This window comes from Novosphingobium sp. TK46 (assembly GCF_055361525.1).
In genome coordinates this window covers 1,946,600-1,966,808 of record NZ_CM143963.1, presented here as the reverse complement: position 1 = coordinate 1,966,808, position 20,209 = coordinate 1,946,600, and the positions used below count along the sequence as shown (strand labels likewise).

16 protein-coding genes and 1 tRNA gene are annotated in these 20,209 nt (G+C 66.0%); 10 read left to right on the top strand and 7 right to left on the bottom strand.

Annotated elements, in window-relative coordinates:
- Positions 1–18 precede the first annotated feature (18 nt).
- Together ACXJ1Z_RS09470 and ACXJ1Z_RS09465 are read left to right on the top strand one after the other, a co-directional pair.
- Positions 19–765 (top strand): response regulator, encoded by a 747-nt coding sequence (locus ACXJ1Z_RS09470; RefSeq protein WP_463776245.1) that lies wholly within the window; start codon positions 19–21, stop codon positions 763–765.
- Positions 765–2,183 (top strand): sensor histidine kinase, encoded by a 1,419-nt coding sequence (locus ACXJ1Z_RS09465; RefSeq protein WP_463776244.1) that lies wholly within the window; start codon positions 765–767, stop codon positions 2,181–2,183. Before ACXJ1Z_RS09470 ends, ACXJ1Z_RS09465 begins: the two co-directional genes overlap by 1 nt.
- Positions 2,184–2,187: 4 nt before the next feature.
- On the opposite strand, the gene ACXJ1Z_RS09460 is transcribed toward ACXJ1Z_RS09465, so the two are convergent.
- Entirely contained in the window at positions 2,188–4,884 is a 2,697-nt protein-coding gene (locus ACXJ1Z_RS09460) for a M1 family metallopeptidase (RefSeq protein ID WP_463776243.1), read from the bottom strand.
- 2 nt (positions 4,885–4,886) lie between these two features.
- Entirely contained in the window at positions 4,887–6,485 is a 1,599-nt protein-coding gene (locus ACXJ1Z_RS09455; RefSeq protein WP_463776241.1) for a helicase HerA-like domain-containing protein, read from the bottom strand.
- 123 nt (positions 6,486–6,608) lie between these two features.
- On the opposite strand from ACXJ1Z_RS09455, the gene pabB reads away from it, so the two are divergent.
- From pabB to ACXJ1Z_RS09430, 5 genes are all read left to right on the top strand, one after another.
- The gene (gene pabB, locus ACXJ1Z_RS09450; RefSeq protein WP_463776240.1) at positions 6,609–8,414 is read left to right on the top strand and encodes an aminodeoxychorismate synthase component I; all 1,806 of its coding nucleotides are present in this window, start codon (positions 6,609–6,611) and stop codon (positions 8,412–8,414) included.
- Positions 8,411–9,583: a pyridoxal phosphate-dependent aminotransferase gene (locus tag ACXJ1Z_RS09445; protein ID WP_463776238.1), complete on the top strand. Its 1,173-nt coding sequence runs from the start codon at positions 8,411–8,413 to the stop codon at positions 9,581–9,583. Before pabB ends, ACXJ1Z_RS09445 begins: the two co-directional genes overlap by 4 nt.
- Positions 9,580–10,281, top strand: coding sequence for an RluA family pseudouridine synthase (locus ACXJ1Z_RS09440; protein ID WP_463776236.1), 702 nt, complete (start codon positions 9,580–9,582; stop codon positions 10,279–10,281). Before ACXJ1Z_RS09445 ends, ACXJ1Z_RS09440 begins: the two co-directional genes overlap by 4 nt.
- A complete protein-coding gene (arfB, locus tag ACXJ1Z_RS09435; RefSeq protein ID WP_463776235.1) occupies positions 10,274–10,684 on the top strand; it encodes an alternative ribosome rescue aminoacyl-tRNA hydrolase ArfB in 411 nt (136 codons plus the stop codon). The genes ACXJ1Z_RS09440 and arfB overlap by 8 nt, the downstream gene beginning before the upstream one ends.
- 49 nt (positions 10,685–10,733) lie before the next feature.
- Positions 10,734–10,807 (top strand) — tRNA-Gly (locus ACXJ1Z_RS09430).
- A 61-nt stretch (positions 10,808–10,868) separates the two neighbouring features.
- Here the strand turns inward: ACXJ1Z_RS09430 and ACXJ1Z_RS09425 are convergent.
- A complete protein-coding gene (locus tag ACXJ1Z_RS09425; RefSeq protein WP_463776233.1) occupies positions 10,869–12,488 on the bottom strand; it encodes an arylsulfatase in 1,620 nt (539 codons plus the stop codon).
- A 35-nt stretch (positions 12,489–12,523) separates the two neighbouring features.
- The gene (locus tag ACXJ1Z_RS09420) at positions 12,524–12,682 is read right to left on the bottom strand and encodes a hypothetical protein (protein ID WP_463776232.1); all 159 of its coding nucleotides are present in this window, start codon (positions 12,680–12,682) and stop codon (positions 12,524–12,526) included.
- A 653-nt stretch (positions 12,683–13,335) separates the two neighbouring features.
- On the opposite strand from ACXJ1Z_RS09420, the gene ACXJ1Z_RS09415 reads away from it, so the two are divergent.
- The 3 genes from ACXJ1Z_RS09415 (at position 13,336) to ACXJ1Z_RS09405 (ending at position 17,545) form a co-directional block, all read left to right on the top strand.
- Entirely contained in the window at positions 13,336–15,018 is a 1,683-nt protein-coding gene (locus ACXJ1Z_RS09415; protein WP_463776230.1) for an ABC transporter transmembrane domain-containing protein, read from the top strand.
- Positions 15,015–16,088: an efflux RND transporter periplasmic adaptor subunit gene (locus ACXJ1Z_RS09410; protein WP_463776228.1), complete on the top strand. Its 1,074-nt coding sequence runs from the start codon at positions 15,015–15,017 to the stop codon at positions 16,086–16,088. Before ACXJ1Z_RS09415 ends, ACXJ1Z_RS09410 begins: the two co-directional genes overlap by 4 nt.
- Positions 16,089–16,177: 89 nt before the next feature.
- Positions 16,178–17,545, top strand: coding sequence for a TolC family protein (locus ACXJ1Z_RS09405; RefSeq protein ID WP_463781212.1), 1,368 nt, complete (start codon positions 16,178–16,180; stop codon positions 17,543–17,545).
- A gap of 85 nt (positions 17,546–17,630) precedes the next feature.
- On the opposite strand, the gene ACXJ1Z_RS09400 is transcribed toward ACXJ1Z_RS09405, so the two are convergent.
- Genes ACXJ1Z_RS09400 through ACXJ1Z_RS09390 form a run of 3 tightly spaced genes read right to left on the bottom strand, consistent with a single transcriptional unit; the run spans position 17,631 to position 20,206 of the window.
- Positions 17,631–17,984, bottom strand: a complete 354-nt coding sequence (locus tag ACXJ1Z_RS09400) for a PRC-barrel domain-containing protein (protein ID WP_463776226.1) — start codon at positions 17,982–17,984, stop codon at positions 17,631–17,633.
- A 41-nt stretch (positions 17,985–18,025) separates the two neighbouring features.
- A complete protein-coding gene (locus ACXJ1Z_RS09395; protein WP_463776225.1) occupies positions 18,026–18,943 on the bottom strand; it encodes an SDR family NAD(P)-dependent oxidoreductase in 918 nt (305 codons plus the stop codon).
- Between the two features lie 51 nt (positions 18,944–18,994).
- A complete protein-coding gene (locus ACXJ1Z_RS09390) occupies positions 18,995–20,206 on the bottom strand; it encodes a CaiB/BaiF CoA transferase family protein (protein WP_463776223.1) in 1,212 nt (403 codons plus the stop codon).
- Positions 20,207–20,209: the final 3 nt, after the last annotated feature.

Here is a 20,209-nt window from a genome sequence, read left to right as displayed (position 1 = left end):
CCTGGCTACGGAGCAAGCATGAACGAAAGCACGCCCGCGCCGACATCCCCGAAGGTGCTGCTCGTCGATGACGAAGCGACCTTGCGCGAACCCCTGGCAGAGTATCTGACGCGCCAGGGGTTTCTCGTGACCGCCGCCAGCAACGCGGCCGACGCGCGCAATCGCCTGCGCGAGGACAAGCCGCACCTCGTCCTGCTCGACATCATGATGCCGGGCGAGGACGGGCTGTCGCTGTGCCGCCATCTGGTCGAAAGCCGCGATATCCCGGTGATCCTGCTGACCGCACGCGGTGAGGCGACCGACCGGATCGTCGGCCTCGAGATCGGCGCGGACGACTATGTCGTAAAGCCGTTCGAGCCGCGCGAACTGGTCGCGCGCATCCGCAGCGTGCTGCGGCGTGCCAGCCGCGCCGCGCTCCCCACCGCCGAGAACGAGGTGCTGGAGTTCGAAGGATGGCGGCTAGACCCGCTCAAACGGCGGCTGAGCGATGCCGAGGGAACGGTCGTGGCGATCTCGTCGGTCGAATTTCGGTTGCTGCTCGCCTTCCTGGAACACCCACGTCAGGTGCTCGACCGTGACCGGCTGCTCGACATGGTGCAGGGCCGCGAGGCGCACTTGTTCGACCGTGCTGTGGATAATCAGGTGAGCCGCCTGCGCCGAAAGATCGAAGTCGACAGCCGCAATCCGCAGATCATCCAGACGGTTTGGGGCGGCGGCTACATGCTGGCGGCCGACGTCAAGCGCCTGGCCTCGGTCGACGAGTGATGGCGCTACGTCCCACCAGCCTGATGGGCCAGATGCTGCTGGCGGTGGCGGCGGCGCTGCTGCTGGTGCAGGGATTGGGCGCGGCGCTCGTCTATCGGGCGCAACGCGAACGCTTTCAGGTCGAGACGATGAACGCCGTCGCCTTCCGGCTGATCTCGGAAGCACGGGGTGCCGCCGGGGTGCCGCGCAAGCTGAAGCTGGGACCACGCCCGCTGTTCGCTGATCGCCTGCATCGATTCGCGGTGGAATCGAGTCGCCTGTCGCCGCTCCGCGATGGTGAGTGGCGCGATGGCGCTGCGGAACAGACCCTGCGCGAGATCCTGGCATCGCAGGACTTCGCCGCTTCGGACGTGATCGTCGTGCGCCGCGCGGTCACGAAGGATGCTTATGCCAAGACGACGCTGAACCGGCGCGCTATCCGTCTCGATCTTCCGGCACAATCGATCGACCGGGCGATGAACGCCGATCTCTACATCGCCGGCGTGCGCCCGATACAGGGCGGAAACTGGATGGTCGCTCGCGTACGGGCACCGCCGTCGGCGGACGCGCTCATCTTGCCGCTGCTGCTGCAGACGCTGGCGATCTACGCCGTGTTGGTCGGCGTGCTCGCGCTGATCCTGCGGCGCATCACCCAGCCCCTGGCCGCATTGACCCGCCAGGTGGCGCAGTTCGCCGCGACGCAGGATCCGTCCGGGCAGGTGGCGCCAATGGGGCCCGAGGATATCCACCGTCTGATCGTGGCGCTCAACGCGATGGAGTGGCGCATCTCGTCGTTGCTGGACGAGAAGGACGTAATGCTCGGCGCGATCGGGCATGACCTCAAGACGCCGCTTGCCGCCTTGCGCGTGCGCATCGAGTCGGTCGAGGACGACGTCGAGCGGGGGCGGATGGCGAGGACGATCGAGGACATCGTCCGCACCCTTGACGACATCCTCTCGCTTGCCCGCGTCGGTCGGCCCAGCGATCCGCTGGAGCGCAACGAATTGTCCGCTCTGCTGTCGTCGGTGGTCGAGGAGTATGAGGACATGGGTGCGCCCGTCGAGCTTGAACCAACCGAGCGGATCGTGCTGGAAGTGCGCCCGACCTGGTTGCGCCGGGCCTTGCGCAACCTGATCGACAACGCGGTGCGATACGGCGAACGGGCACGGGTATCGATGTATCGCCACGAAGGCGATGTGGTCTTCAGCATCGACGACGACGGCCCCGGCATCCCCGACGACGCACTTGAGGCGATGACCCATCCGTTCATGCGCGGCGATCCCTCACGCAATAGCGCGACCGGCGGCGCTGGCCTGGGCCTGGCGCTGGCTCGCGCGATCGCGGAACAGCACGGCGGCGCACTCGAACTCGCCAATCGGGGCGGCGCCGACGGCGGTGTCGCGGGTTTGACCGCCAGGATCGTCCTCCCGCTGGGGTGAACCGCTATTTCAGCTTGGCGAAGGCTTCGGAAATCGCGATGCCGCGCTGGTTCAGCAGCACGCCACAGTTGTGAACCTGCTCGATCGAGCGTTCCAGCTGCAATTGTGCGGCGGTTCCGGCAAAGCGCGGACGCAAGTCGCGCGCGATCTGCTCCGACCGATCAAGCGAACAGAACTGACCCAGCGAATTGGCGATGCGACCCGCGAAGAACGGCCCGTCGCTGCCGGCCAGCAGCATGTCGATGTTCTTGACGATCCAGTCATAGCCAAGCCCGCGCGTGCCGCTGCGCGCCATGACGCCATCGAGGATGTCGAGCCGCTCGCTGGCGCGCAGGCGCGGATCATCGATAGCCAGCAGCCATGCCGCGATCGCCGGCTTGGCGCTGCGCGATGCCGCAACCAGCGCGGCGGGGCGGAACACCGGGTCCTCGGACTCCAATGCGCGCTTCACCAGTTCGCGCGCGGCTGGTTCTCCGCCGCCATAGATGTACAGGTCGAAGCCATGGTCGATCCAGGCTTCGTCCAAGGCGCCGCGATCACCGGCGAGGTACCTGGTCGCCGCCTCTTCGAGTTGACGCCGCATCGTCGCGCCGCGCGGCGTGCCCAGCAGCGACGCGAGCATCGCATTGCGCCACTGCATCCGGGTCGCGCTGTCGGCGGCATAGGCGCCGGCCCTGGGATCGAAGCCGTAACGACCCAGCAGCGATCCGTAGAGCCGTTGGCGAAAGCGCACCCACCCCTCGCGTCCGGTGCTGTCGACCAGGCCCATGCGAACCAGCTTGCTCAGTGCGGCGTCGGCCGCGAAGGCGGCGCGGCTATCGGGATGCTTGCGCAGGTTTTCGGACAGACGCGCCAACTCGGTCACCGTCCCGCGCCCGGCCAGGATCGAGGCATAAAGGGAATCGCCGACCGAGAGCGCCTCGCCTGCCGTCAGGTTGCGGGCATTGCCGATCAGCGCATCCCATTGCCGCGCCGCCAGCTCGAACCGGTAGTAACCCGTTCCCCAGGCATTGGGCACGAACGGATCGGTTCCGGTGACGTCGAACGTGGTCGACCGTCCATCGAGCATCTTGCACTCGCGGTCATAGCCGCGCCGCACGCATACGGGCATCACCCATTGCGTGTCGGGCGCGGTGACGCCCAGCGGCGCATAGCGGGTCTGCACGACGGTAAGGTGGTCGCCATCACGCTGAAATCCCAGCAACGGCACGCCCTGCTGCTCGACGAAACTGCGCAGGGCGGGCACGAGCCTGGCGTCTCCTCCCGCTTGCGAAAGCGCGGTGAAGAAGTCGTCGGATGTCGCCGTGCCATGGCGATGCGCCGCGATGTAGCGCCGAACGCCGTCGCGGAACTGCTCGCGCCCCATGTAGGTGGCGAACATCGCCAGAACCTGGCCGCCCTTGCCATAGGTTATGCGGTCGAAGGCGCTGTCGATCTGCGCGGTGGTGGCGATCGGCTGGCGCACCGCGCGCCCGCTGAGCAGGGCGTCGGTGTCCATCGCCGCATACCCTTCGTCGAGCACGCCAGACCAGATGTCGAGATCGGGCCGCCATGCCTGCCCGATGAGATAGCCCATCGCATTGGCAAAGCTTTCGTTCAGCCACAGGTCGTCCCACCATGCCGGGGTGACGAGATCACCGAACCATTGGTGCGCCAGTTCGTGCGCCACGATGCGGCCGAACTCCTGCTGCTGCGCGATGGGCGCCTTGCGATCCATCACCAGCAGGTCGTCGCGATAGAGATCGGCGCCGGCATTCTCCATCGCGCCGGGCAGGATCGGCGTCGTCACCTGGTCGAGCTTTGGATAGGGGAACGGCTGGTCGAACCAGTCTTCCAGCAGCCGGACGATCTGCGCCGAATTATCCAGGGCATAGTCCAGCCGCGCGGCGTTCTGCCGGGTCGAGACGATCCGCAGCGGTAGCGGATCCGCGCGCTGGATCGTGGGCGCGACCTGCCCGTCCCTGGTCACGAACGGTCCCACTATCATGGCCAGAAGGTAGGTCGGCAAGGGCAGCGTCGGCGCGAAGCGGTGCACGTCGAGGCCGTCCTGCCGGGTCAGCGGCAGTTCGGGCGCGTTGGCGATCGCCGTCAGCCCGGGCGGCGTGCGCAGGGTGACCGCGAACGGTGTCTTGAAGCCCGGCTCGTCGAAACCGGGAAATGCCGCGCGTGCGTCGGTGGACTGAAACTGCGTCCAGCTGTACCAGGCGCCATCCACCTGGACGTGGAACATGCCCGCGGCCGTCACGCCGAACGGCGCCTCGTAATCGAACGCCAGCGTTGCCGGGCCGGCGGCGATCGGCTCGGCGAAGACGATCCGTGCAGCCCCGTGATCGTCGAGCTGGGTCCATGTGCCCGGCACGCTCCGTCCGCCGATCCGTGCCGAGACGCGCGAGACATCGAGGCCGCGCCCGTGGAGGAAGACGTGGTTGCTCGCGTGCGCCATGGTGATGTCGATCTCGGCATGGCCGGCAAACCGTGACGCGGCGGGATCGATCGTCAGATCGAGGCGATACGCCAGCGGACGCACCGCTTCACCCAGCCGTCCTTGCGGATAGGCTTCGGACGGCCGCCGCCCCTGTACCTGAATGGTCGCGGCATCGGGCGCGACATCGCCAGGCGTGTCGCGAGCGGACGCGCCGCGCGGCACGGCGCACAGCACCGCACCGATCGCAAGGCATGGCAGAAACCGGAACCAAGTCACTCCTAGCGCATCAACCCGCCGAACAGGTTGCGCGCGAAACTGGCGAGGCCGGGAATACCCGTCGCCTTTTCCAGCCGGCTGCCGATCGCGCCCGCCGCCGCGCTGGCGGCGGTCGCGGCCGGGTTGGCGCGACTTGTGCGGCCTTGCAGCTTTCCGGCCAGGATCGAACCCGCGCTGGCCGCTGCCGCGCCGGCGGCGGCGCGTGCCGCGCGACTGCCGATGCCATCCCACAAGCCGGGGCTCTTGCGCTCCTGCCGGCCGACCGCTTCCCTGCCTTCGATGGCGACCTGCTGCGCGGTCGCCGCGGCATCCGCAGCCTTGGCGGCAAGCACTTCCTCGGCGCTCTCACGATCGACGCGGGTGTCGTATTTGCCTGCGAACGGGCTGATCGACTGGATGATCGCGCGCTCCTTGGGCGTGATCGGTCCCAGCCGAGAGCGCGGCGGCGCGATCAGTGTGCGCTGGACGATGGAGGGCGCGCCATCCTCATCCAGTGTCGATACCAGCGCTTCGCCGGTCTTCAACTCGGTGATGGCCCGTTCGACATCGAGATCGGGATTGATGCGGAACGTCTCGGCCGCGGCCTTGATCGCCTTCTTGTCGCGCGGGGTAAATGCCCGCAGCGCATGCTGGACCCGGTTGCCAAGCTGCCCGGCGATCTTCTCGGGCACGTCGATCGGGTTCTGAGTGATGAAATAGACGCCGACTCCCTTCGAGCGGACCAGACGCACCACTTGCTCGATCTTGTCCTGCAGCGCGCTTTGCGCATCCTCGAACAGCAAGTGCGCCTCATCGAAGAAGAACACGAGGTTGGGTTTTTCCGGATCGCCGACTTCGGGCAGCGTCTCGAACAAGTCGGCCAGCAACCACAGCAGGAACGTGGCATAAAGCTTCGGGCTGCGCATCAGCTTGTCGGCGGCCAGCACGTTGATGATGCCGCGACCCTGCTCGTCGCAACGGATGAAGTCGTTGATCTCCAGCGCCGGCTCACCGAAGAACTGCGCTCCCCCCTGGCTCTCCAGGCTGAGCAGTTGGCGCTGGATCGTACCGACGCTGGCCTTCGAGATATTGCCGTACTTGGTCGACAGCTCGCTCGCATGTTCGGCCGTGTGGACCAGCATCGCCTGCAGATCCTCGAGGTCGAGCAACAGCAGACCCTGATCGTCGGCGAAGCGGAAGGCGATATTCAGCACGCCTTCCTGCGTCTCGTTCAAGTCGAGCAACTGCGCCAGCAGCAGCGGACCCATTTCCGAGATCGTCGTGCGGATCGGGTGCCCTTGCTCGCCATAAAGGTCCCAGAACACGGCCGGATTGTCGCCATAGGCATAGTCGGCTATCCCGACGTCCTTTGCGCGCGCCTCCAGCGACGCGGCATTCTTGAACGTGGGACTGCCGGCCATGGCGATGCCGGATAGATCCCCTTTCACATCGGCGAGAAATACCGGCACCCCGGCGGCGGAGAACTGCTCGGCAATCGTCTGCAGCGTGACCGTCTTGCCGGTGCCGGTCGCTCCCGCGACAAGGCCATGGCGGTTCGCGCGCGACAGATGCAACGCCTGCCGCTCGCCATTGGCGCCCAGCCCCAGAATAATGTCGGTCATCGTCTCTCCCGGATCAGCGCGGACCGACAGTAGATCGCGGTCGCCGCGGGCGCGAGAGGCTTTTTGCCACCGGGGTGCGAAGCCGCTAGATGCGTGGCCGTGCCGCAACCACCCTTAATCGACATGGCCACTACGCCATTCGTCCTGCTCGACGATGCGCGCGTGCAAGGCGCCGCCGACGCCCGCCTGTATCGCGCCCCGCATGAGATCGTCGTTGCGCGAACGGCAGAGGATGTTCTGCCGGCGCTGGAGCGGCTGGCGGTGCTTGCTGCCGAAGGGCATCACCTTGCCGGCATGCTTTCCTACGAAGCCGGGCTGGCACTGGAGCCACGGCTGGCGCCTTTGCTGGCGGGCCGGACGGGCGATCAGGCGCTGCTGTGGTTCGGCGCGTTTAGCGGCTACCAGACGATCCCGGCGGACGAGGTCGCGACGTGGCTGCAGGCAGCGCGTCGCGATGGCGCCGCCACGATCGGTCCACTCGAACCGCAGATTTCGCCCGCCGCCTATCGGTCGGCGTTCGAGCGTTTGCTCGCCGCGATCGAGGGTGGCGATATCTATCAGGCAAACCTGACGTTTCCCCTAGCGGGATCGTGGCGGGGCGACCCGCTTGCATTGTACGCGGCGCTGCGCCCGAACGCGGCGGCCGGCTATGGCGGTATCGTTCATGACGGCAACCGATATCTGCTGAGTTTCTCGCCCGAGATGCTGTTCGACCTGCACGAGGGCGCCATCACGGTGCGTCCCATGAAAGGCACCAGGCCACGGTCCAGCGATCCGCGCGAAGACGAAATGCTGCGCAGCATGCTCGCAACATCGCCAAAGGATCGCTCTGAGAACCTGATGATCGTGGACCTCATGCGCAACGATCTGGCGCGCATCGCCGAGCCTGGCAGCGTCCGCGTGGAGCAGCCCTTCGCGATCGAAAGCTACCCCACCGTGCATCAGATGGTGTCGACGGTAACGGCGCGGCTATCCGCTGGCAAAAACGCGATCGACGTGGTGCGCGCGCTGTTCCCTTGTGGCTCGGTTACCGGCGCGCCCAAGATCCGTGCGATGGAGCTCATCGCCATGACCGAACGGGACCCGCGGCATGCGTATTGCGGCAGCATCGGCCGGATCGATCCCTCTGGCGATGCGGCGTTCAATGTGGCAATTCGCACGCTCCGCCTCGAAAGTGGCGGAGACGGCAGCAGCGGCCGGGCGGTCCTGGGGGTCGGGTCGGCCATCGTCGCGGATTCGCAAGCGCTTCCCGAATGGCGGGAGTGTCTGGTCAAAGGGGGCTTCGTGCGACAATCTGGAGTGGACGGCGCCGCCCGTTTCGACCTTATCGAAACCATGCGCTTCACGCCGGAAGACGGCATCCCGCTGCTTGAACTGCATCTCGAGCGGTTGCGCACCAGTGCCCAGGATCTCGGCTTCAGCTTCGATCGCCATGCCTTGCGCAACGCGATCCAGGCCTTGTGCTTCGATGCCGATCGCGCCTCACGGCTGCGCCTGGTCGCGGCACGCAGCGGTGCCTTCAGCCTGGAACTGACGCACTATCCGCCCGTATTGCCCGATCCGGTCATCTGCGCGGTTCTGCCGCTTGCCGTCGACGCCGGCGACTGGCGCCTGCGTCACAAGACCACGGATCGCGGGTTCTACGAGGCCGGACTGGCTGCCGCGCAGGCCGTGGGCGCGCACGAGGCGCTCCTGCTGCGCGACGATGGCCTCGTCACCGAAGGATGCTTCACCAGCATTTTCGTCGAGCGGGACGGACAACTGCTTACACCTCCTGCACGACTTGGGCTGCTGCCCGGCGTGCTGCGCCATTCACTTATCGAGGCCGGGCGCGCGGTGGAGGCGGAACTGACGCTGGACGATCTCGCCGCTGGCTTCCTCGTCGGCAACGCTCTACGCGGCCTCATGCCTGCAAGATTGCTTACATGACCCCGTCGATCTCACCCGCACTCGCCCGCATCGCCGCATCGCAGACAGCGGCGATGACCGACCGCGCCACTCGCCTGCGCGAACAGGGTGTCGACATCATCTCGCTCTCCGTTGGGGAACCGGATTTCGCCACCCCGCCGCACGTCATCGCCGCCGCCAAGGCCGCGCTCGATGCAGGCGAGACGCGCTATACGCCGGTCGGCGGCACCAGCCGCCTAAAGCAGGCGGCCATGCTCCATTTCTCGCGCGATCTCGGCATCGACGTGCCGCTATCGCAAGTCACGGTCAGCGCCGGGGGCAAGCAGGCGATCTTCCACGCGCTGCTCGCCACGCTTGGCGAAGGCGACGAGGTGATCGTGCCGGCGCCGTGGTGGGTCAGCTATCCGGAGATCGTCCGGTTCGCGGGCGGCACCGTCGTGACTTTGCCGACATCGGCGAAGACCGACTACCTTTTCACGGCGCGCGACCTCGAAACCCTGATCGGACCACGTACGCGCTGGGTGCTGCTCAACAGCCCGGGCAACCCGACCGGCGCCTGGTATCCACCCGAATTGCTGCGCAGCATCGGCGACGTGCTGCGCCGCCATCCACAGGTGCTAGTTCTCTCCGATGATATCTACGCGCCCTTGCTCTATACCGGCAAAGGCCATGTGACGCTGGCGGCCGAGTGCCCGGATCTCGCGCCGCGGATCCTCACTGTTTCGGGCGTGTCCAAAAGCCATGCGATGACCGGGTTTCGCATCGGCCTTGCCGCCGGGCCGGAGTGGCTGATCAAGGCGATGGAAAAGCTGCAATCGCACTCTTCGGGCAATGCCTCCTCGATCAGCCAGGCGGCCGCCGTCGCCGCGCTGGAAGGTCCGCAGGAGTTCCTCGCGGATTGGCGTGACCGCTTCCGCACGCGCCGCGATCAGGTCGTCTCCGGCATCAACGCCATTCCCGGCCTGTCCACACCGACACCCGATGGCGCGTTCTACTGCATGGTCGATGCGTCGCCACTTATGGACCGTTTCGCCGACGACACGGCGCTGGTGCTGCATCTGCTCGATCATGGCGTCGCGGTGGTACCCGCCTCGGCGTTCGGCGGCAGCGACGGTTTTCGCATCAGTTTCGCCGCCGATGACGACAAACTGGCGCAAGCCGTCGCGCGCATCGCAAAGGCCCTGACATGACCACTCCGGCAATCCTGTTCGAGGACGGCGAGGCCCTCATCATCGACAAGCCCGCCGGGCTGCCGCTCGATCCGCCGCGGGCCGGTGGCCCCAGCCTGGAAGATCATCTCGAAGCGCTGCGCCTGAATTTTCAGCGCCCGCCCTTCCCGGTCCACAGGCTCGATCGCGACACCTCGGGATGCCTCCTGCTGGCGCGAAACCCCAAGGCGCTCAAGCGCTTCTCCGCCGCCTTCGAAGCGCGCACGGTGGAGAAGATCTATCTTGGCATCGTGGACGGCCCGGTCGCTGGCGATGCGGGTACGATCGAACTGGCGCTGTCGAAAGTCAGCACCGTCAGGGACGGCTGGCGGATGATCCCGGCGCGCAAGGGCAAGCCGGCGATCACGCACTGGCGCAAGCTGGCCGAACACGAAGGGCGCACCCTCGTCGAGTTTAGGCCCGAAACCGGACGCACCCACCAGATCAGGGTGCACGCCGCCAGCGGATTGGGCGCGGCACTCCTCGGCGATCCGGTCTATGGCGCGGGCGAGAACGGACAGGGCAATGCCCCGCGCACCATGCTGCACGCCGCCGCCCTGACCATCACACGCGACGCCAAGCCGCCGGTGACAGCAACGGCGCCGTTTCCGGCCGACTTTCGCGCAGCCGGCTTCGCACCGGAAACCGAAACCGACGCACCTCCCGCCGACCATGGCTGACGAAGTGATCGAGCGCGCGCAGGCGCTCGCCACGGAAGTCTTCATCACCGCCTCGGGTCCGGGCGGCCAGAACGTCAACAAGGTGGCGACGGCGGTGCAGCTGCGGCTAGACATCTATGCGCTGCGGCTGAGCCCCCCGGTGTTCGCGCGGCTGCGCGAGCTGGCCGGCAGCCGCATGACCGCGCGCGGCGAGCTGCTCATCAGCGCTCGCCGGTTCCGCACGCAGGAAGCCAACCGCTCCGATGCGCGCGAGCGTCTCGCCGAATTGCTGACGGAAGCGCAGCAATTGCCGGAAAAGCGCGCCAAGAGCCGCCTCAACCGCGTGGGCAAGGAGCAACGGATCAAGGGCAAGAAGCTGCGCGGCTCGGTCAAGGCCGGGCGCGGCAAGGTATCGTACGACTGAACACACGCGTTGACGCCGCCCCGCCCGCCATGGCACTAGGCCCACCGACGCGGGTGTAGCTCAATGGTAGAGCAGCAGCTTCCCAAGCTGAATACGAGGGTTCGATTCCCTTCACCCGCTCCATCTGCCCGACGTCATACGTCCGGCATTTCCATCGTTTACCGCAGCCACGAAAACACGCGCGTCAGTCGTGATCGCGCGGCGGATTGGGGTGTGTCGGCGGATCAGGCATGACCACACCGACATCGCGTGCATAGGCATTCCAAGCCTTGATCAAAGCGGCCTTGCGGGCGGGTTGCGTTGCGGCAAGATCCTGGGTCTCGCCCGGATCGCGCGTCACGTTGAACAAGTGCCAGGTGCCATCGCTGATGTCGGTGATCTTCCAGTCGCCTCGACGCAGCGAGCGTGAGCCGAACAGTTCGGTACCCACCGCCTTGTCCGGCGGATAGACCGCGCTGCCGTGCGCCAGCAGTTCCTGCCAGCTCAGCCCATCGATCGGCGGGACCGCGCGCCCGGCGAAACGCCCAGGCTCCGTCGGCACATGGGCGATGTCGAGCAGCGTCGGCACCACGTCGCGCACGTTCGTATACGTGGCCGAAACCGACCCCGCACGCGCGATGCCCATGCCGGTGACGAAGGCCGGTGCGTGGATGCCGCCTTCGCTGGCGAACGTCTTGAAACGCCAGGACGGCGATGTCGCGGCCTGGGCCCAGCCGGCGCCATAGTTCACGTAGCTTGCCGGGGTCCCCAGCGTCTCCAGCGGGGGCGGCACCGCGCCCGGCTTGGGCGCCGGATCACGCGCTTCGGCACCGTTGTCGGAGAGGAAGGCGATGACCGTGTCGTCGTATTCGCCCTCGGCCTTCAGTTCGGTCACGACCCGCCCGACCGCACTGTCGAGGCGATCGACCATGGCGGCATAGATCTCCATCTTGCGCGAGGATGCCCGCTTCTGCTCGGCGGTCAGCGAAGCCCACGGCACCGTATCGACCGGGTGATGCGGCCGTACCGCGGGGTCGATCAGCCCCAATGCCTTCTGACGCGTCAACCGCTGCTCGCGCAAGGTATCGTAGCCCACGTCATAGCGGCCCTTGTACTTGGCGATGGTTTCGGCAGGCGCCTGCAACGGCGCGTGCGGTGCGGTGAAGGCGAGATAGGCGAAGAACGGCTTAGCGCCATCGCTGGCGTGGGTGGTCCGCAGCTGATCGATGAGCTTGGCCGCGAACGCGTCGGAAGAGTAGAAGTCTCTGGGCAGGCTGGTGACCGCGACACCGTCCTCGCGATAGCCCGACATTTTCGTCGGATCGGGCGAGAGACCAAGGCCGAAGTGGTTGTGGCAGCACTGCAGCATCGCGAAGCTGTGCTGGAATCCACGCGCATGCGGATCCTGTTCGGGCGCGACGCCAAGATGCCACTTGCCGGAGAACAGCGTGCGATAGCCAGCCGCACCCAGCCGTTCGGCGACCGTCGCAGTATCCGCGCGCAGATAGCCTTCGTAACCCCGCTTGCCGATCTGGTTGGGCGCCATCGATTCGGGCATGTTGCCCAGTCCGACACGGTGACTGTCACTGCCGGTGAGCAGCATCGCCCGGCTTGGTGCACAGGCCGCTTCCGTGTGAAAGCCGGTGAGCCGCATGCCCGATCTGGCAAGCGCATCGAGGTTGGGTGTGTCGATCTCTCCGCCGAACGCACCCAGGTCCGAAAACCCCAGATCATCGGCGACGATGACGAGGATGTTCGGCCGCTTCGGCTCGGCGGCATGGGCTGCAGGCGATACCAGCGCGGAGCAGGCGAGCGCCGCCGCCATGCTCCGGCGCCAACCGATGTGGCGCGACGCCCCTCTCACCACGAAGGCCCCTGCTGCAGGACTTCGCTCAGCGGCGATTTACGCACTCTCGTGATCGGCTGGGTGGCGGACGCCAGCCACCTGCCCTGGATCACGCCGGTCGGATAGCCGGCGGTCGGATAGCCGGCGCTCGCGAGGCATCGACGAATACGCATAACCTGTTCTTCCCCTCGTCGCATTCGGTTGGCCGTCCTGGTATCCATGTGTGGTCGTTGGCGCGGACCGATGCCGAATACCACCGAGCGAAAAGCCTGAACGAAAAGCACTCGGCAATCGCCGATGATTGGCGATTGGAACTTCTTCAAGCAAGCCCAACTTGCACGCCCTTCATATGCCCCCGGTGGCACAGCGATTCGGAACAGGGGGCGATGGTGCAGCCGCCAGCGGCGCTGCCTCCACGCAGTGTTGCCCCGCCGACGTCACGCTCGTGAATGGGAAGGTGTTGTCGGCGATGATGGTAAGCTATTGCGATGCTGGCGTGATTTCTGCGGCTCGCGCACATCGCCACGAACAGATAATTGCAAGTTGAATAACAGCTGAAGCGAACGAGGCACCGATGTCGTATGACGCGAACATTGCCTCCAGGTTGCACATGCGAGACAGGTCGCGCAAAGCTTGGCCGGTCAGATAATGATTGCTTTTCAATAGGACAGCACGCAGCGATCATCATGCAACGCCTTTGGGACAAAGGCTCGATCCCGTCCGATGTTGCAGATACCAATTTTAATTTTGCAATGCAGCATTGGCGACTTGTCCGCTGTGCGATCTTCCCTGTAATGCGCGATCAGCATTGTCGTGAGGTCGTGAATTGGCATCTGAGCGTTTAGGACTGCGGGATGCCGCCGCGTGGCTCGCGGAGATAGTCGGGCCGGACAAGGGCTACGTTAACGTCGGCTTCGTCTACACCCTGGCGATCACGCTGCTTTCACTGGCCACGCCGATTTCGGTCCAGTTGCTGATCAACTCGGTGGCGCGGACCGCGCTGGCCGCACCGTTGTGGATCCTGTCGGGCGTGCTGCTCGTGCTGCTGCTGCTGGTCGCCTGTCTCAGTGCCTTGCGCATCTACCTGCTGGCGATGTTCGAGCGGCGGATCTTCGCCAGGGTCGTTGCCGAGATCACCGTGCGCGCAGTCCATGCGCAAAACCCCTTCTTCTCGGACGACAGCCGGGGAAGCCTGTTCAACCGGTATTTCGATATGGCGCTGGTGCAAAAAGCGGTGCCCAGCCTGGTGATCGGTGCTTTCACGATCATCCTGCAGGCCGCCGTCGGATTGGTGGTGACGAGTTTCTACCACCCGTTTTTCCTGGCATTCAACATCGTTCTGGTAGGGGTCTGCGTGATCATCTGGCTGGTCTGGCGCCATGGAGCGATCACCGGGGCGGTCGCCCTGTCGCACGCCAAGCATCACGCCGCGGACTGGCTGGAGAGCGTCGGCGCCTCGAACGGCTTCTACAAATCCGCGCGACATCTCGATTTCGCGATGGATCGGTCCGAAGCCGTCACCGCCAACTACATTCGGGCGCATCGCCAGTATTTCCGCTATAGCTTCGCGCAGGCGCTCGGCTATTTCCTCGTCTATGCCTTTGCCGCCGCGACGCTGCTGGCGCTGGGCGGGAATCTCATCCTGGCGGGGCAGCTCTCGATCGGCCAACTGGTGGCGGCAGAGCTCATCATGTCCGGCGTGTTCTATGGCATCTACCAACTGGGTTGGTATCTCGACACGTTCTACGATCTGGTGGCGAGCGCGGAGGAATTGTCGCTTATCTTCGCCATTCCGCAGGAAGCGGCCGGCCGTGGCGGCGATGCGCCGCGCGATGGCGCGGTGCGCTTTCGCGAGGTGGAACTCGCCGGGTCGCGCTTCGATTTCGCCGTTGACAGTGGTGAACAGGTCGCGATCGTGGCGGAGCCGGGCGTTGAAAGCCAGATCGCCGTCCTCCTCAAGCGTCACGAGAACCCCGACCGGGGATTGCTGTCGATCGGAGGCAGCGAATTGGGCAGCTTCGATATGTACCTGCTGCGCTCGGCGGTGATGGTGCTCAACCGGCCAACCATCGTCGACGTCACGATCCGCGAATATCTCCACCTCGCGGGTGGCGGCATCGCCGACGGCGCGCAGGTGATGAATGCGCTCGACATGGTAGGCCTCTCGCCGCGCATCGCCAGCTTGCCGGGCGGGCTGGACACGCAGCTGGCAAGCTCGGGCTCGCCCCTGTCCATCGTCGAGGTGATGCAGCTGAAGGTCGCGAACGCCCTACTGAGCCGGCCCAATGTGCTGCTGCTGTCCCAGCTGTTCGATATGATGCCGGCAGAACCGCTGCTGGCGACGCTGCGCGTGTTGCGCGACCAGGGAACGACCGTCCTGCTCTTCACCGGCCGACCCGAGGCGCTGAAGCTCGACAGCTGCCTGTGGCTGGGGGCGCGCGCGCAACATCGCTTTGCAGACCAGACGGAGATGACAGGCTTTCTGGCCGACCGGGAGCACGGCGCGTGACGATCGAGGCCGCGCAGCTTACGCACTTCCGGTCGCTCGCGAAGCTCAGGCCGCCGCGCGTGGTGGTGACGGTGGGCTGGCTCATCCTGGTGGGCATCTGCCTCGCGGTCGCCATCCTGTTCGTGCCATGGCGGCAGACGGCGCAAGGCGGCGGGCAGGTGATCTCGCTTGACCCCGAAGATCGCCCGCAGCAGGTGTCATCGCTGGTCGATGGCCGGGTCGCGCGCTTCTTCGTCAGCGATGGCCAGCGGGTGAAAGCCGGCGACCCGATCGTGCAGGTCGTCGACGTCGATCCCAACTTCCTCGAGCGGATCGCCGCCGAGAAGGCGGAAGTCGTCGCCCAGATCGCGGCGATCGAGCAAGCACGTGCGGTCGCCTCGATCGACGTAGGACGCACGGGGCAGTTGTTCGCCGAGGGACTTGCCGCGCGACGCGACTACGAGCAGACGCAGATCAAGGTCGCCGATGCCAACGCCAAGCTGGCCGAGGCTCGCGCGAAGCTCAAGCAGATCGAAGTGAAGCAAAGGCGCGAGACGGCGCAGATCGTCACCGCGCCGCGCGATGGCCGGATCCAGAACCTCAATGCCGCAGCCGGTGGCGCGCTGGTCTCCGCCGGTACGGTGCTGGCGCTGGTCGCCCCCGAGCGGATCGAACGCGCGGTCGAACTCTACGTCGATGGTCGCGACATCCCGCTGGTCGATCAGGGTCGGCCGGTGCGGCTCGAGTTCGAGGGCTTTCCTGCCTTCCAGTTCAGCGGCTGGCCCGCGTTCGCCGCCGGCATCTACGATGGTCAGGTGCGATCCGTGGATCCCACGCCCCGGCCGGATGGCTTGTTCCGCGTGCTGGTGGAACCCACCCCCGGAAAGCCGGCCTGGCCGCTGCGGCGTTTCGTACGCCAGGGCAGCAAGGTCCTTGGCTGGGTGCAAGGCGACAACGTGACCGTGGGGTACGAATTGTGGCGCCAGCTCAACGACTTTCCGATCAACTTCGGACAGGACGAGGTCGCGGGCAAGCAGCCGGAAAAGCAGGACAAGGCTGAGAAAAGCTCGATCGAGAAGAAGAAGAAGTGATCAGGCGGTTGATGATCGGCACGGTCGCGCTGCTGGTCGCCACGGCATCGTCGACAGCCTATGGCCAGGACGGCGCCGCATCGGCGACGATGGCCGAGGCCGGCGGCCCCCTCACCCTCCAGGACGTCCTGCGCTCGTCCGCCCGCTCGGCGCCCGACATCATCGCGGCACTGGCGCGCAACCGCCAGGCGGAGGGCCGCGCGGTGAGCGCACAAGGCGCCTTCGATACCGTATTCGCGATCGATGGCCGCAGCCGCGTCGCCGGCTATTACGATGGGAGTGAGATCGCCGGAAAGGTCGAGCAGCCGCTGTCGGACAATGGCGGCTATGTCTATGGCCAGTATCGCGCCTCGCGCGGAGACTTCCCGATCTATGAGGACAAGGCCTACACCAACCGCCTGGGAGAGGTGAAGGTCGGGGCGCTCTATTCGCTGATGCGCGATCGCCTGATCGACGCGCGCCGCTCGGAATACCGGATGGCTGCCAACGACATCGACATCGCCCGCTTCGAAGCCCGAGCCACCGGCATCGGCGTACAGGCGCGCGCGGTCGAGGCCTATCAGAAATGGGTCGCCGCAGGGTTGAAGCTCACCGCCTATCAGGGCCTGCTGGATCTGGCGCAGGCACGCACGCACGGCATCCAGCGCCAGGTGCAGCTGGGCGCCAAGGCGGACATACTGCTGGTCGAGAACGAGGCGAACCTGGTCAAACGGCAGGCCTATGTCGTCGAGGCGCGCCAGGACGTGCGCGCGGCGGCGGTGAAGCTGTCGCTGTATTACCGCGATGAACAGGGGCTGCCGGTCATCGTCGACGACGCGCGCCTGCCTGTCAACGTCGACGCACTCGACGGGTTGCGGACGGATCGGGCGTTCAATCCCGACAGCCGGCCCGATTTCGCGATCCTGCTGCAGGAAATCGACAACGCCACGATCAAGCTGGCGCTTGCCCGCAACGATCTGCGGCCTCGGCTGGACCTGGGCGGCGAAGTGGCGAAGGATATCGGCAGCGAGGGACTGGGCGGGTCGAGCCGCACGCCGCTCGAGGTCATCGTCGGCGTGACCTTCAAAGTGCCGCTGCAAAACCGCAAGGCAAAGGGCAAGCTGGCCGAAACCCAGGCGAAGATCGATGAGCTGTCCGTCAAACAGCGCTATCTCGCGGAGAAGATCCGCGCGGAAGTCGGCACGATCGGCATCGAAGTGGATACGGCGGGCCAGCTGGTCAATACCAGCGGACGCGAACGCTCGCTGGCGCAAGAACTCGCGACGGCGGAGCGTCGCCGCTTCCAGTTGGGATCGAGCGATTTCTTCCTGGTCAATCAGCGTGAGGAAAGCGCGACAAACGCGGAAGTGAAGCTGATCGAGGCCCGCGCCCGCGTCGCCGCCGCCCGCGCCGAACTGGCCGCGGCGACCGCCGACGAAGATGCGCTGGGCCTGAACCAGCAAACGACCTATCCCTAAGGCCGGCCTCGGCCGAGCGATCTCGCCTGCGCCATGATTTCATAGACCGCCAGCAGCGCCGGGATTGCGGCTGGCGCTGCGGCCTTCACCAGATCTGCATCTCGGCGTCCTCAGCGGAAACGCGGCCGTTCTCGTCCATCATCTCCTTGCTGATATGCGACACATATCCGCCCAGATCCGGATCGTAAGTGAGATCCTGCCAGGGAACGCGCAGGTAGCGGGTCGCACCCAGGCCGAACAGGCCACTGTCCGAGACGATCACATGCGCCACTTGCCCCGTGCGCTTGTTGACCATGAAGTTGTGCACGTGGCCGACCTTCTTGTGGTCGAGGCCATAGACATGGGTGCCCTCGACCCGGTCGGAGGCGACCAGATCATGATCGCCGACCGTTTCGATCGGGGCGTCGGGGCCGGTGGTATCGATTTCGCGTTCGGGCATGGGCTTGCTCCTTCTGCAGCCCTAAACGCGTGTGCCCGCGATCAGTTCGCGGCGTCGCGGATCATCTTGAATCCATAAAGGAGGTGATCGAGCTGGCCGTCGGGTACCGGGGTGAAAGCCAGGCTGTCGCCATCGGTGCGGATGAGGTCGATGCGTTCGGCGACGTCTTCCAGCGACCATTCGGGCTGGAACACGCCGGCGTTCTCGGCGATCCAGGCGCGTGCGACGCGGCCACCCATCGCGACGTACATCTCGCCCGACGCGGCGCAATCCTCGTGGCAGAGATAGCCGACCATCGGCGCGACCTGTTCGGGCTCCATCGGCGGGAACTTGCTGGTGTCGATCCCGTCGGACATCCGGGTGACGGCGGCTGGCACGATCAAATTCGACTTCACGTTGTGGTTCTGGCCCTCGATCGCGGCGGTGTTCGAAAGGCCCATGAAGCCGGCCTTGCACATCGCGTACGTAACGTTGTCCGACTTGCCGTAGAGTCCGTTGATCGAGCTGGTCAGGACGATGCGGCCGTACTTTTGCGCCATCATGTGCGGGAAGGCTTCGCGCACGACGTGGTACGCGCCCTTCAGATGCACATCGAGAACGGCGGTGAAGTCTTCGTAGGCCAGGTCGCTCAGGCTGCCGCGACGCACGTTGCCGGCCGAGTGGATCAGGATGTCGATACGCCCGAATGCATCGAGCGCGGATCGGATGATCGCCTTGCCACCTTCGGGCGTGGCGACGCTGTCGGTGTTGGCGATGGCCTCGCCGCCGGCGGCGCGGATCTCGGCGGCGAGTGCCTCGGCCGGGCCTTCATCAGTCAGATCGCCCGCCATCGAGGCGCCGGGATCGTTGACGACGATCTTGCAGCCGCGGCTTGCCAGCAGCAGCGCGTGCGCCCGGCCCAACCCGCGACCGCCGCCGGTGATGACCGCGACGCGGTTGTCGAAGCGTAGATCGGGCATGGACGGTCCTCTTTTCACTGGGCTGCTGCGCTTCTTAGCGAGCGATAACGGTCAGGCAACGACTCCCGATGCCTTCAACGCGGCAATCCGCTCCGGCGTAAGATCCAGAACGTCGGCCAGGATCGCATCGGTATGCTGGCCCAGGGCGGGCGGCGCCTCAGGTGTCGGCTGCTCGGCACCGGTGAAGCGGATCGCGCGGTTGACCAGCGGGATGCCGCCGAGCGTGGCATGCTGCGCCTCGACCACCATGTCGCGGGCGATCGCCTGCGGTTGCGCCAACGCTTCCGTCACACTCAGGATCGGTGCGTGCGGCACTTCGAACTTGGTGAAGATCGCTACCAGCTCATCAACCGAGCGCGTCTCAGTGAAGGCTGAGACGATCGCATTGACCTCTTCGCGCGCATCGCGACGTTTTTCGAGGGTGTCGTAGCGAATGTCGTTGGTAAGGTCCGGCAACTCGATCGAGCGGCAGACCCGGCCCCAGAAACTCGGCGTCAGGCAGGCGATGACGATCGAGCCGTCCTTGGCCGGGAAGATGCCGTAAGGCACCAGGTTCGGATGCTGCGAGCCTACACGCTGCGGCTCCTTGCCGAAGAACGACAGCTGCGCGATGTAGCCGAGCATGCCCATCAGCCCATCCATCAAGCTGACGTCGATGTGGCGGCCGACACCGGTACGCTCGCGTTCGTAGAGTGCCGAGATGATCCCGATCGGGCCGTTGATGCCGCCGACCAGATCCCCCAGCGGAATCCCCAGCTTGGTCGGCAGGCCGTCCGCCTCGCCGTTCATCGACAGCGTGCCTGACCGCGCCTGCAACACGATATCGAAACTGGGCTGATCCTTGAGCGGCCCGGTCTGGCCATAGCCCGAGATCGAGCAGTAGATCAGCCGCGGGTTGATCGCCTTGAGCGTCTCGTAGCCCAGTCCGAGCCGCTCCATCACGCCGGGGCGGTAGTTTTCGACCAGCACGTCGCACTTGGCAGCGAGGTCGCGGACCAGCGCGAGGCCTTCGGGGCTCTTGAGGTCGACGACGATCGACTTCTTGCCGCGATTGACGGCGAGGTAATAGTGGCTCTCCCCCTCGCGCAGCGGCGGAAAGGTGCGGGTCTCGTCACCGGTGCCGGGCGGCTCGATCTTGAAGACTTCGGCGCCGAGGTCCGCCAGCGCGAGGCTGGCCGCGGGGCCCGCCAGCACCCGGGTGAAGTCGATCACGCGCACGCCGCCCAGAGGGCCCTGCCACTGCGTCTGCTCGGTCTGGGTCATGCG

Excerpts from the sequence above, each read along its gene's own strand:
- ACXJ1Z_RS09395 (WP_463776225.1), bottom strand. The coding sequence starts at position 18,943 with ATGCCCGATCTACGCTTCGACAACCGCGTCGCGGTCATCACCGGCGGC.
- ACXJ1Z_RS09420 (WP_463776232.1), bottom strand. The coding sequence starts at position 12,682 with ATGCGTATTCGTCGATGCCTCGCGAGCGCCGGCTATCCGACCGCCGGC.
- ACXJ1Z_RS09465 (WP_463776244.1), top strand. The coding sequence starts at position 765 with ATGGCGCTACGTCCCACCAGCCTGATGGGCCAGATGCTGCTGGCGGTG.
- ACXJ1Z_RS09425 (WP_463776233.1), bottom strand. The coding sequence starts at position 12,488 with ATGGCGGCGGCGCTCGCCTGCTCCGCGCTGGTATCGCCTGCAGCCCAT.
- arfB (WP_463776235.1), top strand. The coding sequence starts at position 10,274 with ATGGCTGACGAAGTGATCGAGCGCGCGCAGGCGCTCGCCACGGAAGTC.
- ACXJ1Z_RS09405 (WP_463781212.1), top strand. The coding sequence starts at position 16,178 with ATGGCCGAGGCCGGCGGCCCCCTCACCCTCCAGGACGTCCTGCGCTCG.
- pabB (WP_463776240.1), top strand. The coding sequence starts at position 6,609 with ATGGCCACTACGCCATTCGTCCTGCTCGACGATGCGCGCGTGCAAGGC.
- ACXJ1Z_RS09445 (WP_463776238.1), top strand. The coding sequence starts at position 8,411 with ATGACCCCGTCGATCTCACCCGCACTCGCCCGCATCGCCGCATCGCAG.
- ACXJ1Z_RS09455 (WP_463776241.1), bottom strand. The coding sequence starts at position 6,485 with ATGACCGACATTATTCTGGGGCTGGGCGCCAATGGCGAGCGGCAGGCG.
- ACXJ1Z_RS09470 (WP_463776245.1), top strand. The coding sequence starts at position 19 with ATGAACGAAAGCACGCCCGCGCCGACATCCCCGAAGGTGCTGCTCGTC.
- ACXJ1Z_RS09440 (WP_463776236.1), top strand. The coding sequence starts at position 9,580 with ATGACCACTCCGGCAATCCTGTTCGAGGACGGCGAGGCCCTCATCATC.
- ACXJ1Z_RS09400 (WP_463776226.1), bottom strand. The coding sequence starts at position 17,984 with ATGCCCGAACGCGAAATCGATACCACCGGCCCCGACGCCCCGATCGAA.
- ACXJ1Z_RS09390 (WP_463776223.1), bottom strand. The coding sequence starts at position 20,206 with ATGACCCAGACCGAGCAGACGCAGTGGCAGGGCCCTCTGGGCGGCGTG.